Below are 16,914 nucleotides of genomic sequence, written 5' to 3'. Positions count from 1 at the left end.
TACTGAACCTGAATATGGCGCTGGATGCCCAAAGCCATGTGAAAGTCCCGGCGACTTCGACAAAATCTTAAGGACATAACATGGTGGATGCAGAACCAACCCGCCCAAACCCTGACAGCCTGCTTGCCGTTGCGAATGAAAAGTCTCGCGGTCGGCTTAAAGTCTTTTTTGGGGCTTGCGCGGGGGTAGGCAAAACCTACGCCATGCTACAAGAAGCCCAGCGCCTGCGTGCTCAGGGGCTGGATGTGTTGGTCGGCGTGGTAGAAACTCACGGACGCAGCGAAACGGCCGCATTACTGGCGGGGCTGGATATCCTGCCACAAAAGCGGATTCATCATCGCAATCGCCAGGTGCGCGAGTTTGATTTGGATGCTGCCCTCGCCCGCCACCCAGCCTTGATCCTAATGGATGAACTGGCACACAGTAATGCTCATGGCTCGCGCCACCCAAAGCGCTGGCAAGATGTGGAAGAGCTGTTGGATGCCGGTATTGATGTGCTCACCACTGTCAATGTGCAGCACTTGGAAAGCCTGAATGATGTGGTTGGGGGGGTAACGGGTATTCGGGTACGGGAAACTGTACCTGACCATATGTTTGATGAAGCCACGGAAGTGGTTTTAGTCGATCTTCCCCCCGATGACCTGCGCCAGCGCCTCAATGAAGGCAAAGTGTACATCCCTGGGCAGGCGGAACGGGCGATTGAGCATTTCTTTCGCAAAGGCAACTTGATTGCATTACGTGAACTGGCCCTGCGCCGTACTGCTGATCGGGTTGACGACCAGATGCGTGCCTTTCGCGACACACAAGGGCGCGAGCGTGTTTGGCACACCCGCGATGCCATCTTATTGTGTATCGGCCATAATAGCGGTAATGAAAAACTGGTGCGCACTGCTGCCAGATTGGCAGCGCGGTTAGGATGTATCTGGCATGCGGTCTATGTTGAAACGCCTCGTTTGCACCGCCTGCCCGAAGCTAAGCGCCGTGCCATTCTGCGCACACTCAAACTGGCACAAGAACTCGGAGCTGAAACAGCAACCTTATCCGAGGCTGGTGAAGAACAGGCGATATTACGTTACGCCCGCGAACATAATTTGGGCAAAATCATTATTGGCCGCCGCGCGGAAAAACACTGGAAATTACGTGGCAGTTTTGCCGATCGCTTAGGGAAACTCGGGCCAGATTTAGATTTGGTGATTATTGCGCTGGAGGGCGATACCCCGACCAATACAGTGAAAGAGACGGACTCGCGTACTTTCACTGAAAAGTGGCGTATGCAATTACGCGGCTGTGCCGCCGCCATCGGCTTGTGCGCACTGATCACTGTATTATCGCAATGGCTAATACCGGGATTCGACCAAGCCAACCTGGTGATGGTTTACTTGCTGGGTGTGGTCATTATTGCGCTGTTCTATGGCCGTTGGCCTTCGGTATTGGCGGCTGTTATCAATGTTGCCAGTTTCGATCTGTTCTTTGTCCAGCCACACTGGTCGCTGGCGGTCACTGACGTGCAATATTTGCTGACTTTTGCTGTCATGCTGATTGTCGGTATCGTGGTGGGGAACTTGACTGCAGGCGTGCGTTATCAAGCCAGAATTGCCCGTTACCGCGAGCAACGCGCGCGACATCTGTATGAAATGTCTCGTGGATTAAGCCGCGCCCTGACCCCGGCGGATATTGCTAAAACCAGCCGTCATTTTCTTTCCAGCAGTTTTCAGGCCAAAACGGACCTGTTACTGCCACAAGAGGATGGGCGTTTGCAACAAATCACTACCGACGAAGGTGCGGCACTTTCCGTTGATGAGGCCATTGCCCGCTGGAGCTTTAATAAAGGTGCTCCCGCCGGGGCAGGCACCGATACCTTGCCGGGAGTGCCTTATCAATTACTGCCACTCACCGCAGCTAAACAAACTTATGGTGTACTGGCGATTGAACCGGCCAACCTGCGCCAACTCATGGTGCCGGAGCAACAGCGTTTGCTGCAAACGTTTACCAGCCTGATTGCCAACGCATTAGAAAGGTTGCATCTGGCCCGCAGCGCCGAATTGGCCAAGCTGGATGCGGAACGCGAGCAACTGCGTAATTCTCTGCTCGCCGCGCTTTCTCATGATTTACGTACGCCACTGACAGTGTTATTTGGTCAGGCGGAAATCCTGACACTCGATCTGGCAGCTGAAGGTTCACGCCACGCACCACAAGCGAACCAAATCCGTCAACAAGTGCTGAGCACCACCCGACTGGTCAATAATTTGCTCGATATGGCCCGCATCCAATCAGGTGGCTTCAATCTGCGTAAAGAGTGGCAGTCACTGGAAGAGATCGTCGGCAGCGCGTTACATATGCTGGAAACCACCTTGAATCATCACCACATTCGTGTCGAGTTACCGGATGAAATGGTGTTGATCAATTGCGATGGTAGCTTGCTGGAGCGGGTATTTATCAACCTATTGGAAAATGCCCATAAATACGCCGGTTACGACGCATTGCTGGGTATTCGTGCCACAGTGCAAGGTGAGTGGCTCAATGTCGAAGTATGGGATAATGGCCCTGGGGTCACCGCGGGGCAGGAACAGCTAATTTTTGATAAATTTTCTCGCGGTAACAAAGAGTCAGCGATTCCAGGGGTGGGCTTGGGTTTAGCCATTTGTCGTGCCATTATTGATGTACATGGTGGGCGTATCTGGGTTGAAAAGAGTCAAGAAGGTGGTGCGAGTTTCCACTTTACCTTGCCACTAGAGAAAGCACCGGAAATTGAAGGTGAAAATATTGATGCTGAAAAATGACTATATCGCCGACTAACATCCTCATCGTCGAAGATGAAAAAGAGATCCGCCGCTTTGTTCGCATTGCGCTGGAGAGTGAAGGCTGGCGTGTATTTGAAAGCGATACCCTACAACGGGGTCTGATTGAGGCTGGCACACGCAAACCGGATCTGATCATTTTGGATTTGGGTCTACCGGATGGCGATGGCCTGACTTATATTCAGGATCTGCGCCAGTGGAGCGCCATCCCAATTATTGTGTTATCGGCCCGTAGCAGCGAAGAAGACAAAGTCGCAGCGCTGGATGCTGGTGCTGATGACTATCTCAGCAAACCTTTTGGTATCAGTGAATTACTTGCGCGAGTACGGGTGGCTTTGCGCCGTCATAGTGGCGGCAGCCAGGAAAGCCCGTTGGTGAATTTTGCCGATATCAGTGTGGATTTAATTAACCGCCAGGTCACACGAGCCGGTGTTGACCTCCACTTGACCCCCATCGAGTTTCGCTTACTTTCAGCATTATTAGCTAATGCGGGTAAAGTCATTACCCAGCGCCAATTACTCAACCAAGTCTGGGGGCCTAATTATGTCGAGCACAACCACTATCTGCGCATTTATATGGGCCACTTGCGCCAGAAATTAGAAAGCGATCCTACCCGACCGCAGCACTTAATTACGGAGACCGGTGTCGGCTATCGCTTTATACCATAACGATTTATTCACTATAAAATTTCTTTAAGACTATTAATAATAAACCTAACGGCGTAGCATCAGGATTTTAATGATAATAGGTCTTATTTATTATGAGTGCTTGGTTGATTTACGCTCTGTTGTCTGCCCTCTCCGCTTCTCTGGTCGCTATCTTCGGTAAAATAGGTTTGCAGCATTTGGATGCCAATACCGCAACTGCGGTTCGCGCTGTGGTAATGGCGTTATTTTTAGTTGGCGTGGTGGTTATTCAAGGGAAATTCAATCTGGTCGGCACCGTATTAGCAGATAAAAAAGCGCTATTGTTTGTGGTACTCAGTGGTGTTGCTGGCGCGTTATCCTGGCTGTTCTACTTTATGGCTATCAAAAATGGCAATGTCTCGCAAGTCGCGCCAATAGACAAACTCAGTGTGGTTTTCGCGGTTATTCTGGCTTTTATCCTGTTTGGCGAGAAAATTTCGTTAATTGCCGGGTTAGGTGTGGCACTTATTACCGCCGGAGCCTTAATGGTGGCACTAGGGTAATTTATTATTAATATTAACACGAAGTTATATTTATCAGCCTGCCGGGTAGGCTTTTATCGTTCCAGCTTCATCTGAATGAATAAAATATCGTGATACTTACATATATTTAATTAAACAACAGATGATGGATTTTAATGTTATTAAAGCCAATTCATTCCTATTTTTATTAAAATCCCAAAGGAGCACACCCACCTTAATAAAAAGGAAATAGCTTTGAATCATAAGACTATTAGAACAAAAAGAAAACCGCCCCCCATAATGGGAGAATTAATCATTAATGAGGAAATGAAAACAATTTCAATTCACCGGGCCTCACCTAAAAGGATTTTTTTCCAAAACGTAGACTATGGATTTAAAATAAAGATATTTAATAGTAAAAATGAAATCATCAATAGGAAAATTTATAATATCATCAAAGATGGAGTATTGACTATTAAATCAATAATCATTCATGATAACAACAATAAAACACATGAGTTATTTTTAACCTTAAAAGAAAAGGAGAGGAAAGAATATCTTTTTGATGGCCTAAGCAAAGATATTCTGATCACCAGAAGAGATTTGAAATATATTTCCGCTCATCATCTAATTCATAATAAAACACCATCCATAAGATTCCAGCTAAATAAAGATAAAAACTTCCAAGGGCATAAACATATCAGAAATGAAGTTATTGGCGGAAGTAATAACAATATTATTATTGGTGGTGATAAAAATGACAATTTATCAGGAGGTGCCGGTGATGATGTTATTATTGGGCATCGATCTTTTGATGCCCTTTTTGGCCAGGAAGGTAATGACATATTGATCGGCGGTGATGGTAATGATGGCCTGGCAGGTGGTGCAGGCAATGACATTCTTGACGGCGGTGATGGTAACGATGAATTGCATGGCGATGCTGATGGCTTTGGCCCTTATGCCAGTGAAAGCAGTTGGCGCGGTAATGATATAATATTTGGTGGAAAAGGAAACGATAGAATAGAGGGACAAAAGAATAATGATTATCTGGCTGGAGGAACAGGTAATGATTTATATGTATTCTCTGCTTATGATGGCATTAATATTATTGTTGAATACAGTGGTGAAGAAAATACAGTGAGTATTAATGATTATTTTTTCCATCAGTTAAAATTCGACCGTTATGGCAATCACCTAATGATATCGAGCATCGATAGCCATGCTAATAATCTCGTCGTTATTATCCAAAATCAATGTTCTGAAGATGGTTATAAAATTAAGCATTTACAAACAAAATCATATCTTCGTTATGGTGATGAAAATGATAAAAAACATTATGAGATAATGATTAATAATATTGTAAGAAGACATACTAAAGATCCCGATAAACTATTGGCAGAATTAAGTTATCTCAGTGACCTTGGTGATGCATTCCGCACCGATCTCTCTGAACATTTTTTCACAGAAATGTTAGATACTGAAAAAATAACCGGAAAGAAACTGAGTGAAGTACTTAAAGAGAAGAATAATGCATTACGAGAGATGTATATCGAAGATTCTCTATATTTTGGTGAAAACTTACCTGATATTGGCCCCATTATACATGCATTGTCTTCCTTTGCGCCCAAAGAGGCCTCACAAGCCAATATAAAACATTTAAATATACCGATAGATAATTTAGCTAAAGGTTTTATTACAGCAAGGAATTAATGAAAGTTGCAGCTTATTGCCATTTTCGCCAGCGAAATAGCGCCAGTTGGCGCTATTTCTTGACTGAGACTACGGCTTACCTGCCAGTACGTCGCTGACAATATCGACGGCTTCCTGCTCTATCTTTTCGCGATGCTCTGCGCCGAGGAAGCTTTCACAGTAAATCTTGTAGGCGTCTTCGGTACCCGATGGGCGCGCCGCAAACCAGCCATTTTCCGTCATCACTTTCAGACCACCAATGGATGCGCCATTACCCGGTGCGGTGGTTAAACGCGCGGTGATAGCGTCACCCGCCAGGGTATTGGCTTTCACCATTTCAGGGGACAATTTGGACAAGGCATTTTTCTGTGCCTGTGTTGCCGGAGCCTGAATGCGGTTATAGCTTGGCGCACCAAAGCGTTGCGCTAAACCATCATAGTGTTGTTGTGGATTTTTACCAGTCACCGCGGTGATTTCAGCCGCTAGCAAGCACATGATAATGCCGTCTTTATCCGTCGACCAAGGTGTGCCATTAAAGCGCAGGAAGGATGCCCCAGCGCTCTCTTCACCACCAAATCCGAAGCTACCATCGAATAAACCATCAACAAACCATTTGAAACCCACCGGCACTTCCACCAGCTTACGGCCCAAATCAGCAACTACTCTATCTATCATCGCACTGGATACCAACGTCTTACCCACCGCCACATTTGCACCCCATTGTGGGCGATGCTGGAACAGGTAATTGATTGATACCGCTAGATAATGGTTCGGATTCATCAAACCGGCAGGGGTGACGATACCGTGACGGTCGTAATCGGGATCGTTGGCAAAGGCCAAATCGAATTTATCACGCAAAGCCAGCAAACCCGCCATCGCGCATTCTGATGAACAATCCATACGGATCACGCCATCATGATCCAGATGCATAAAGCGGAATGTCTGATCAATGGAATCATTAACCAGTGTCAGATCTAACTTATAATGCTCAGCAATACGTTGCCAATAAGCAATACCGGAGCCACCAAGCGGATCAACGCCTAGCTTCAAGCCAGCATTTTGAATAGCAGGAATATCAACGACATCGACCAAACCCTCGACATACGGCGTAATCAAATCCTGCGCATGCAAATAACCAGAGTCCCAGGCTTGATCCAGTGTCTGGCGTTTAACGCCCTCTAATTTCAGGCTGAGCAACTGATTGGCGCGTTTTTCAATCACCGAGGTAAGATTGGTATCGGCCGGGCCGCCATTGGGTGGATTATACTTGATACCGCCATCTTCCGGCGGGTTGTGCGACGGAGTGATAACAATGCCGTCAGCCAGATCTTTGCCTTGCGCGTTATAGCACAAAATCGCGTGGGAAATAGCTGGGGTTGGCGTGAAACCATTATCTTGCTGCACCACCACACCCACGCCATTAGCGGTCAACACTTCCAATACGGAAATAAAGGCGGGTTCAGACAGCGCATGAGTATCTTTACCCACATAGCACGGGCCGGTAATGCCCTGCTGGTGACGAACTTCAGCTATCGCCTGAGCGATTGCCAAAATATGGGCTTCATTAAAACTGTGGCGCAATGAGCTGCCACGATGGCCTGACGTCCCAAATTTGACCGCATGGGCCTGATTTTCAGCATCAGGTTGCAACACATAATATTGCGACGTCAACTGAGCAACATTAATCAAATCGCTTTGCTGGGTCGCTTGCCCGGCACGAGGGTGATTAGCCACAGTTACTACTCCCTATCTATCCATCATTGTGCAAATTGCAGGAGTATTCGCGGCCTGCAACTCCAACTTCTTGGGGTATCGGTTCAACGAAATTAGATAGTTCCACACACCTTGTCAGTCAAATCCGGCGGGAACTGCATCGCTAGCATGATATGTTGCACCATGCTGCGTTTACGCTCGGTATTAGTATTGGTAATAACCCAGTATGGCGTACCAGGTACGTGTTTAGGTTTGGTGTGTGTCCCGTTTTGCAACAAAGTCTGTTGGTCACCGGCAAAATAGACCCGGGTGCGACCATGTAAAGACTCCGTTGCCTCGGCAAATGCCTGAGCATCTAAGGTATATAAGGTGGAAAGCACCAACATAAAACGGTTAACCGCCCGATTTTGCTCAGCATACTCATCAGATAACAGTAATTCACGTACCGCGCGAACCCTATCCTTTGGTGCTGGAGCCGTCGCTGTCTTGGCGACATCATGACCGGCAACATTATGGGTAGATAAGCCAGGTACCGGCTGACCGGCCGTAAACTTCAACATGCGCCGTAAAATGTCGGACGCACTCTCGCCAATGTGTTGCGTATGGCTGGCAATATAGCGATAAAGTTCTTCGTCGAGTTCAATAGTTTTCATCTTTATCCAAAACAATAATTCAATTGATTTTTATATATTTTTTATGGTGACTCATGAAAATTTTAATTCTGACCTACATTTTTTCAACCATCAGGTTTTATGGTACTTCACCACTTTCAGTTAGATTAACAGACTCTAGAGGGTCATCCAACTTTCCCCGCAATGACTTTGAATTCTTGCCATAGTGATAGTTGAATATTAGGGTGGTAAAAGTCTGCTCGAAGGAGGTGATTTCAGTGAATCTAGTCTGAGCACTGTCTTTGGAAGATGACAAGAAACTATAATGGCTTGGTAACTTCCTAAAGGGGTGGTTTTATCTCTTAAGCCAAGTCGGGAAGATTGCTGGTTGACGTTAACAAAAGGGTTTATGCCTCTGATGAAGAAGGTAACCACCTAGGTTTCCCTGCAGCAGAGGCATATGATATCGATCTTCAGAATTAGGCCGCAAGCTCCCAGAGAGGGCGAATTTATAAGGCCTATAAATTTGCATCATGGTTCTGACTCCGCCAAAGAATGCAAAAATTGTGATTTCATCCCTTAAAACGTTTGCAGTAGGTGGACATCAAACCAGGTAGGGACACACCAATAGCAATTGCACAAACGATTGCAATAGACTTCATAAAATACGTTACTAGTATAATTAACATATCTTCGCTATAACCAAAATGACTGAGTTTAACTACAGAGATCATTGCGTCATAAGCGAAAATCCCCGGGAACATGGGAATAACAGCAGCGACAGTGAATACCTTAGGGTGTATCAAATACCAACGGGACCAGACTAGACCAATATACCCCACGACAAGGGCAGCAAAAAATGTACTCCATTCAATGCTAAAAGATGACAACATTAAAAAACGGATACCATGACCTATCGCACCAAGTATCGCACATCCTTTTAAGGTTCGAGTCGGTACGTTAAAAACCATCCCAAAACCAACCGCAGGAACGGCAGCAAGAAGCATATCCTCAAGCATATTTAGAATAAACGCATTCACAACCATCCTTTAAACTCCCACAATGAGAGGGCCATAACAACGCCAGTACATGTCCCAAGTGTTAGCATAGTAGCGGTCGCCCAACGGCTGATTCCTGTAACCATATTGCCCTTGAATAAATCCGAAAAAGCATTGATTAAAGGAAAACCCGGCACCAGTAACAGCACAGTTGCTGCCATTGAAATATGGGAGGTATCACGGAAGAAAGAGCGTTCTAGCAGAATGCCCGAGACTGTAGTAGCGACAAATGCAACAATACAAAAATTGAGTTGTGGATTAATCTTATAATGTGCCAAAGTCAGCCGAACATACATCGCAATCAAGCTGGCAAAAAAAGACACTAATGCTCCATCCCAGCCACCACCATTAATTTTGCAAAAGCACGCACAAGAAAAACCAATAGTTAGAACAACTACCCAACGACAATACTCCATTGGTTTTATCGATTCGAGTTTCCGTTTTATTTCAAAGTAATCTATTAACTTATTTTCGACTAAGGAAATATAATGATGAATTGCCGTAACAGTACTCATATTAATCCCACGATCAACAATCTGGCGTGTTGTTGTAAAGCATCGTTGATTTTTTATTGTGGTTAATACAATAAAATCTGATGATATTGCACTTTCAACGCTATCCATACCAAGAGCAATACCGAGACGAGATGACAATTCTTTTATTGTTGCACTTTCTTCGCCATGCTGAAGTAGCAACTCACCACATTTAATACATAAACAAGTAATATCACGTTGTGTAGGATTAATAATCTCCATTATTCACCTCCTTTCCACAGGAATTATATCTCCACAGAAATCTAACCATAGAAAAAATAACTTCATCTCTTTTATATTGTAAGTATTCCTGATAGCGCTCATTCAACATATAATACCCTCCACATAAGGTTTTGCTGTTCTGATAATTTTCGATTACCAAAAGCGTGATAACAGATAGCCCTACGCCTTCTCAAAGAGATTTTTAAATACATAGAAAATTGCAGATAGTGTATTGATGATATATATTATCTAATTAATATTTTAAGTAAATTTAACTTTATTTCAACACTTCTAGCATTGAGCCATGATTTAGCAAACTCTGATGAAGCTCAAATACTCGAGAAAGATCATGATGAATATGTCCCCCCCGAGATCCCGCCAGATAGCGGTGTAAATAATCCCGGTACATAGGATGGGCACAATTATCAATAATACATTTCGCCCTTTGCATCGGAGACAAACCACGCAAATCCGCAATACCTTGCTCAGTAATAAGCACCTTTACACTGTGTTCACTGTGGTCAACATGGCTACACATAGGAACAATGGTCGATATCTTGCCGTCTTTAGCTATTGATGGAGCCATGAAAATAGACAAATATGCATTACGTTCAAAATCTGCGCTACCTCCTACTCCATTAATCAAATCCATCCCCGCGATATGGCTAGAATTTACATGACCATAAATATCGAACTCTAATCCAACATTTAAGGCGATAACCCCTAACCTGCGGATAATCTCTGGATTATTTGATATCTCTTGTGGACGCAATACAATACGACTACTGAAATAATCCATATTGTCATAAACTTTTGTCAATGACTCCGCAGAAATAGTCAAACTTGATGCACTTGCACCGATCACTTTACCGTTTTCCAATAGGTGAATAATCGATTCTTGAAGAACTTCTGTATACATGTAAAACGGTGGAACATTAGGATTTTTACCCAAATGTTTCATGACTGCATTATTAATATTTCCGACGCCACTTTGTATTGGAAGGAATTCAGATGGAATCCGACCAGATGCCAATTCGCCAAGTAGAAATGTAACAACATTATCTGCAATTTTATTGCAGAAGCTATTTTCCTTCTCAACAGTTTTCCCAAAGTCAGGTTGATGTGTGTTAACAATTGCAACAATTTTTTCAGGATCGATTTGAATATAATTATTTCCTACTCTATCCATTGCATGGAAAATAGGGACACTATCACGGTAGGGAGGTAAACCTAGAAATACAATATCAGCTAATTCTGAAATTTTATCACTGTGATAATGATTCAGTTCAATAATAACCCTCTTAGCTTTTTTCAAAAAAACAGGTGAATTACCTATAGCACTTGTCAAATAGACTTTGCCATCCAGTGTCACAGCGGAAGCTTCAATGACAGCAACATCAATATCACCAAAGAATCCATAATTTACCATTTGCGCAACTTCACTTAAGTGCAAATCGATAAAATTAACTTCTCCCATATTGATTTTCTTACGTAGTATGGATGAAGTTTGATAAGGTGCGCGCCAAGAAATAGCATCGGCTTCAGCTATAACATCATCAGCACAACCACTGATTGAAGCACCAGTTAACAACCTAATCTGAAAATCCTTTTGCTGTTGATGATATTTGGTTGCACGCAAAGCGATTGCAGTAGGTAAGGCTTTCGGTGAGCCAGCCGCAGTAAACCCACTAAATGCCACCATGTCGTTATTCTGAATAAATTCTGCCGCTTCGTCTGCACTCATTTCGCAATATGATTGATTCATATTAAAATCCTTGTATGAATAATTATAAACTTTTGAAACAAGGTTCACGTTTCTCAATAAATGCACACATTCCTTCTCGATAATCAGCGCTATCATAGACTTTGCGGCGCATGCCTTGAATGCGTTCGAACTCATCTGAATTCATGGTACGTGCTTCACCCAGTACCCGTAATTCTTCTTTAATGACAGTAATAGCCAGAGGTGCTTTTTTAGAAATCACATTAGCCATGTTCAGTGTTAATTCTTCGAGTTCATTTGGTTCTGCAATATGATTAATTATCCCAACATCCAGTGCGCGTTGTGCACTGATCGGTTTAGCGGTAAAAATCATTTCTTTAATAATATGAAAGCCAGCATCACGAATCAGATTATGTATACCGACCAAGTCATAAGGCACACCAAGATTTACAGGTGTCATCGAGAACTGAGAAGTATTGCTGGCAGTAATGATATCGCAGCTCATAATCATCTCAAATGCTCCCCCCCACACGCTACCTTCCACCATAGCAATCACAGGTTTCGGATATTTTTGGATCTTACGTGTAATACGGCGTAATGGATCATCATAAGATAGAGGATCGCGATAACCATTTGGTAATTCACGAATATCATGTCCCGCAGAAAAAACTTTAGCCTTCTTTGACGCTCTCAGAATCACACAGCGAACATCTTGAGTATTCAAGTAATCCAAGGCATTAATTAAATCCTCGATAAAAACTTTACTCAGTGTATTCAATCTAGCATTATAATTAAATTCAATAATTCCTGTTTTTTTATTAATTGACACATTCACATATTGATAAGTCATTACTTTACTCCATTTAATTTAAAATTTTCTTTCGATAAATTTAATTACATTATTAAGACCAGCACGTGGTGATAGTTCATTCAGGGAAATCTGCCGCTTATTTTTTTCTAAAACTTTTTGAATATCTTTTTGCCTAAATATTATCCGTAAAGCACACTCATTAATTTGGGCGTTGATCCATTGAATAGCCTGTTTTTGGCGAAGAGCATTCAGTTGCCCACAACTTTGAATAATATAATAGAACTCACTAACAGCCCTCCATACTTCTCGAATACCGCGTTTTTCGATGGCGCTACAGGTAAGAACTCGTGGTTGCCATTGTGGATATTTACGACGTAGTATTTGCAATGTACTTTCATAAATATGGCGCGTAATCGCAACATTATTACCGTTATCGCCATCATCTTTATTAATAACTATCAGGTCAGCCATCTCCATGATGCCTTTCTTTATCCCCTGCAAGTCATCACCACCTCCAGCTATCTGGAGTGAGATAAAGCAATCAACCATCTGGGAAACTTCAGTTTCAGACTGACCAACACCAACTGTTTCAACGATGACAATATCAAAACCGGCCGCCTCACATAACACGATTAATTCTCTAACATGTTGGCTGATCCCACCAAGATGACCGCCTGATGGCACTGGTCTAATAAAAGCCCACTCTTTTTGAGCAAGATGCAACATCCGGGTTTTATCGCCCAAAATACTACCACCGCTAATTGGGCTACTGGGATCAACTGCGATTATCGCGACACGGTTTCCTTGAGAGATCAGCTCTAATCCTAATGCCTCAAGAAATGTACTTTTACCGGCACCTGGTGTACCAGTGACGCCAATACGCTTTGCCATACCGGTGTAAGGCATCAACTTGTCCAAAAGTGCTTCAGCTAATGGCAGATGATCTGGATGAACGCTTTCCACTAATGTCATTGCCTGAGCTAGGGCAACCCGATCCCCTTTAAGCACACGCTGAACATAATTATCCAAGTTGTTTTCAGTGATCATACTTGGAGGCTTATTAGCAGTAATACATCCTTCACGCTTGCCAACATCGGGGTACCAGGCCCGTAAATTGCCGCGACACCTCGTTCTTTTAAATAGTCATAGTCCTGTGGTGGAATTACGCCACCAGCAATAACAATAATATCGCCGCGACTGTAATTATGGAGTTGCTCAATTAATTGGGGGATAAGTGTTTTATGACCAGCAGCTAGTGAAGAGGCACCAATAACGTGAACATCATTTTCTATGGCCAGACGCGCAATCTCTTCTGGTGTAGAAAACATTGGACTAATATCAACATCAAAACCGAGATCAGAATAGGCACTACTAATAACTTTAGCGCCACGATCATGGCCATCTTGCCCCATTTTTGCGATCAGGATGCGAGGACGGCGGCCATGATCATTAAGAAATTTTTCTGCCATAGCAAGAATAGCATCAAACTCTTTAGCTCCCTCTTCTGACTCATGATAACTTTGCGCAATGACACCACTAACACTGTGACTTGGCACCAGATAACGGTCAAAAACAGATTCCATCGCATCAGAAATTTCACCCAGAGTAGCGCGTAAACGAGCAGCTTTAATGGTAACTTTCAGCAAATTTTCATTATTTAGAGCGGCCTGGCGAATTTCTTCAAGAACACTTTTAACTGCATCACTATCTCGCTCACTTCGAATACGCTTTAGTATTTCAACCTGTCCATCGCGAACTTTAATATTATCAATTTCGAGAACATCAGTAATATCTTCTTTATCCAATTTATATTTATTTACACCGACGATAACGCGCTTGCCTTGATCGATGAGAGACTGCTCGCGTGCAGACGCTTCTTCAATCATACGTTTAGGTAACCCAGTCTCAATCGCTTTAGCCATGCCACCGACTTCACTTATTTGTGACATGATAGAGCGCGCACTCTTAATAATTTGATCAGTCAGCACCTCAACATAATAAGAGCCCGCTAACGGATCGACCGTGCGGCAAATTTCCGATTCTTCCTGGATAATAATCTGAGTGTTACGCGCAATACGTGCAGAAAAATCTGTTGGCAAGCCGAGCGCTTCATCAAATGCATTGGTATGCAATGATTGAGTCCCACCGAGTACTGCGCCTAAAGCTTCAATTGTGGTACGGATGATATTATTATAAGGATCTTGCTCAGTTAGACTCCATCCAGATGTTTGACAGTGTGTACGCAATGCCAAAGATTTCGGGTTAGTAGCACCAAATTGGCTGACGGCTTCGCTCCACAAATACCGAGCTGCGCGCAACATAGATACATTCATAAACATATCCATACCAACACCAAAGAAAAAAGATAGACGCGGTGCGAAATCATCAATCTTTAGTCCCGCATCAATCGCGGCTTTAATATACTCGATCCCATCCGCAAGGGTAAAAGCAACCTGCTGAACACAATTCGCACCAGCTTCGCCCATATGATAGCCACTAATGCTGATCGTATTAAAACGCGGCATATTCTGTGAGCACCAAGCAATAATATCCGAAATAATTCGCATTGATGGTTTTGGTGGATAAATATATGTATTACGACAAAGGTACTCCTTCAGAATATCGTTTTGGATCGTACCTGCCAGTAATTCCGAACTGACCCCTTGTTCCTCTGCTGCTACAATATAAAATGCCAAAATTGGCAATACTGCACCATTCATGGTCATAGATACTGACATTTTGTCCAACGGAATTTGGTCGAACAGTATCTTCATATCCTCAACCGTATCAATCGCCACACCGGCTTTACCCACATCACCTGCAACACGAGGATTATCAGAATCGTAACCACGATGGGTGGCTAAATCGAATGCAACAGACAGACCTTTTTGCCCTGCTGCAAGATTGCGACGATAGAATGCGTTTGATTCTTTTGCTGTTGAAAAACCTGCATATTGTCGAATGGTCCATGGTTGTGCAGCATACATGGTTGCACGAGGGCCTCTAACGTAAGGGTAGATACCCGGTAAAGTATTTATAACCTCCAGTTTTTCTGTATCTTGCTCTGTATACAGTGGCTTAATATCAATGCCTTCAGCTGTATGACGGATCAATGAATCAATTGTTTTTCCTCGGCGACTTAATTCTTTATTTGCGAGGTTTTCCCAATTCAAAATATTGGCCACTTATGGCTCCTCTTATAGATGATATTAAATTATCCAGGTTAAATTAAATGATATTAACCTCATGCCTAGAATGTAAATAACCATGCATCAAATCATAATTCCATTACAAGTATTATTTTATTGATTTTCGCCTAGTGAAATATGAAACTAACGTGTTAATTAATTATTAACACTGTTGATGAACTTATTAATTTAAAACAAAACAGTTTTATTTCTAGTTGACAAAACAACTAAGTTAATGGATATGATTAATATCAGTCACCATTATCCTTAAAATTAACAATGAATACTAAAAATTTAGAACTTATAGATAATAGTTAAAATAAAAGAGGAAATATGGCATGAAAAATGAAGGGAAAACAATTAGATGTGTTGAGCGAGCCATTGATATTTTGCGAGCATTAAATACTCGCCCTATTTCTAGTCTGGATTTTTTATTTAAAGAAACACAAATACCTAAAGCATCATTAATTAGATTTTTAAAAACATTTGAATCAAAGGGATTAACAAAACGTTACGCAAAATATGGCTCATATCTACTCGATATAGGAATAAACTCTCTTAATTCTGGTTATCATCACACCCCTAAAATGATTAAGTCGGCAGAGCCTATTATTGAAGCTCTAACCCATGAGATAAAGTGGCCATTACATATAGCAATATATGATTTTGATGCAATGGTTGTCCGAAGCAGTACTATTCAGTTTACCTCTCTATCTCTGCTTCACTCGACTATCGATATGCGATTAAGTTTAGTCTCACATGCTTCGGGACGTGCTTGGCTAGCCTACTGTGAACCTAATATTCAAGAATACTTGATTAATATTATTATGAACGCCAGTAATACTGAGAATCAAATCATGAATAGTTTGCAAAATATAAAGAACATGTTAAATAAAGTCAGAGTTGATGGATATGCATTGAGAGAGCCTTCATTAGCTAAACAATCAAATACTTTAGCGGTTCCTATATTTCAAAACGGGCAGGCGATAGCCAGCCTAGGAATGACATGGATTTCTTCGGGAGTCGCAATAGATACCGCAATAGAGCTTTATTTACCTAAGCTTCATCAATGTTCCGCAGCTATAACACGATCTTTGATAGATTGATATTCTCTTCGCGAGTATGCACTGCGGCGCAAGAGAGTAAGTGCAACGACACGACTCGACATGAATTTATGATAAAGCAAATAATCGTGAGCAGCACACCCTCGCGTAGTCATGATACCCTAACCACAATATCTCTCAGTATGAACTTCGCCATGAAATTAAACTTCCGCCAACAAAACGCACTTTCTCCCACTTCTTCCCTGCCAATCATCTTGATTCATGGGCTATTTGGTAACCTCGATAACCTCGGTGTATTAGCTCGCGACTTACATAAAGACCATGATGTTATCCAGGTTGATTTGCGCGATCACGGTT

Annotated in this window: 13 protein-coding genes and 2 pseudogenes; 7 read left to right on the top strand and 8 right to left on the bottom strand. The window is 42.8% G+C overall.

Going from position 1 to position 16,914, the window contains the following annotated elements; genetic code table 11:
• The 5 genes and pseudogenes from ACNSO8_RS11745 to ACNSO8_RS11725 all read left to right on the top strand — a co-directional run.
• Positions 1-71 (top strand): annotated as a pseudogene (locus ACNSO8_RS11745) (potassium-transporting ATPase subunit C); the annotation flags it as partial.
• A gap of 9 nt (positions 72-80) precedes the next feature.
• Complete coding sequence (gene kdpD, locus ACNSO8_RS11740) at positions 81-2,780, top strand: two-component system sensor histidine kinase KdpD (RefSeq protein WP_411919965.1); 2,700 nt, start codon at positions 81-83, stop codon at positions 2,778-2,780.
• A complete protein-coding gene (gene kdpE, locus ACNSO8_RS11735; RefSeq protein WP_019081167.1) occupies positions 2,777-3,466 on the top strand; it encodes a two-component system response regulator KdpE in 690 nt (229 codons plus the stop codon). The genes kdpD and kdpE overlap by 4 nt, the downstream gene beginning before the upstream one ends.
• Positions 3,467-3,558: 92 nt before the next feature.
• Complete coding sequence (locus tag ACNSO8_RS11730; RefSeq protein ID WP_418394719.1) at positions 3,559-3,987, top strand: EamA family transporter; 429 nt, start codon at positions 3,559-3,561, stop codon at positions 3,985-3,987.
• Positions 3,988-4,245: 258 nt separating this feature from the next.
• Positions 4,246-5,655, top strand: a complete 1,410-nt coding sequence (locus ACNSO8_RS11725; RefSeq protein WP_408576748.1) for a calcium-binding protein — start codon at positions 4,246-4,248, stop codon at positions 5,653-5,655.
• A 69-nt stretch (positions 5,656-5,724) separates the two neighbouring features.
• On the opposite strand, the gene pgm is transcribed toward ACNSO8_RS11725, so the two are convergent.
• The 8 genes from pgm to scpA all read right to left on the bottom strand — a co-directional run bounded on the left by pgm (position 5,725) and on the right by scpA (position 15,490).
• Positions 5,725-7,368 (bottom strand): phosphoglucomutase (alpha-D-glucose-1,6-bisphosphate-dependent), encoded by a 1,644-nt coding sequence (pgm, locus tag ACNSO8_RS11720; RefSeq protein ID WP_418394718.1) that lies wholly within the window; start codon positions 7,366-7,368, stop codon positions 5,725-5,727.
• 92 nt (positions 7,369-7,460) lie between these two features.
• The gene (seqA, locus tag ACNSO8_RS11715; protein WP_019081171.1) at positions 7,461-8,000 is read right to left on the bottom strand and encodes a replication initiation negative regulator SeqA; all 540 of its coding nucleotides are present in this window, start codon (positions 7,998-8,000) and stop codon (positions 7,461-7,463) included.
• Positions 8,001-8,530: 530 nt separating this feature from the next.
• Positions 8,531-9,004, bottom strand: a complete 474-nt coding sequence (locus ACNSO8_RS11710; RefSeq protein ID WP_019081172.1) for a threonine/serine exporter family protein — start codon at positions 9,002-9,004, stop codon at positions 8,531-8,533.
• Positions 8,995-9,771: a threonine/serine ThrE exporter family protein gene (locus ACNSO8_RS11705; protein WP_418394717.1), complete on the bottom strand. Its 777-nt coding sequence runs from the start codon at positions 9,769-9,771 to the stop codon at positions 8,995-8,997. The genes ACNSO8_RS11710 and ACNSO8_RS11705 overlap by 10 nt, the downstream gene beginning before the upstream one ends.
• A gap of 277 nt (positions 9,772-10,048) precedes the next feature.
• Positions 10,049-11,536, bottom strand: coding sequence for a succinate CoA transferase (locus ACNSO8_RS11700; RefSeq protein WP_046051344.1), 1,488 nt, complete (start codon positions 11,534-11,536; stop codon positions 10,049-10,051).
• 22 nt (positions 11,537-11,558) lie between these two features.
• On the bottom strand, positions 11,559-12,344 hold the full coding sequence (scpB, locus tag ACNSO8_RS11695) for a methylmalonyl-CoA decarboxylase (RefSeq protein WP_019081174.1): 786 nt from the start codon (positions 12,342-12,344) through the stop codon (positions 11,559-11,561).
• An 18-nt stretch (positions 12,345-12,362) separates the two neighbouring features.
• Entirely contained in the window at positions 12,363-13,352 is a 990-nt protein-coding gene (gene meaB / locus ACNSO8_RS11690; RefSeq protein ID WP_268215574.1) for a methylmalonyl Co-A mutase-associated GTPase MeaB, read from the bottom strand.
• Complete coding sequence (scpA, locus tag ACNSO8_RS11685) at positions 13,349-15,490, bottom strand: methylmalonyl-CoA mutase (protein ID WP_268215573.1); 2,142 nt, start codon at positions 15,488-15,490, stop codon at positions 13,349-13,351. The genes meaB and scpA overlap by 4 nt, the downstream gene beginning before the upstream one ends.
• Positions 15,491-15,831: 341 nt before the next feature.
• Between scpA and ACNSO8_RS11680 the strand changes: the two genes are divergently transcribed.
• Positions 15,832-16,599, top strand: a complete 768-nt coding sequence (locus ACNSO8_RS11680; RefSeq protein WP_172653862.1) for an IclR family transcriptional regulator domain-containing protein — start codon at positions 15,832-15,834, stop codon at positions 16,597-16,599.
• Positions 16,600-16,751: 152 nt separating this feature from the next.
• Positions 16,752-16,914 (top strand): annotated as a pseudogene (locus ACNSO8_RS11675) (esterase); the annotation flags it as partial.

It is taken from the genome of Yersinia sp. LJYL362, from assembly GCF_048323875.1.
This window is presented reverse-complemented; position numbering and strand designations above follow the sequence as displayed.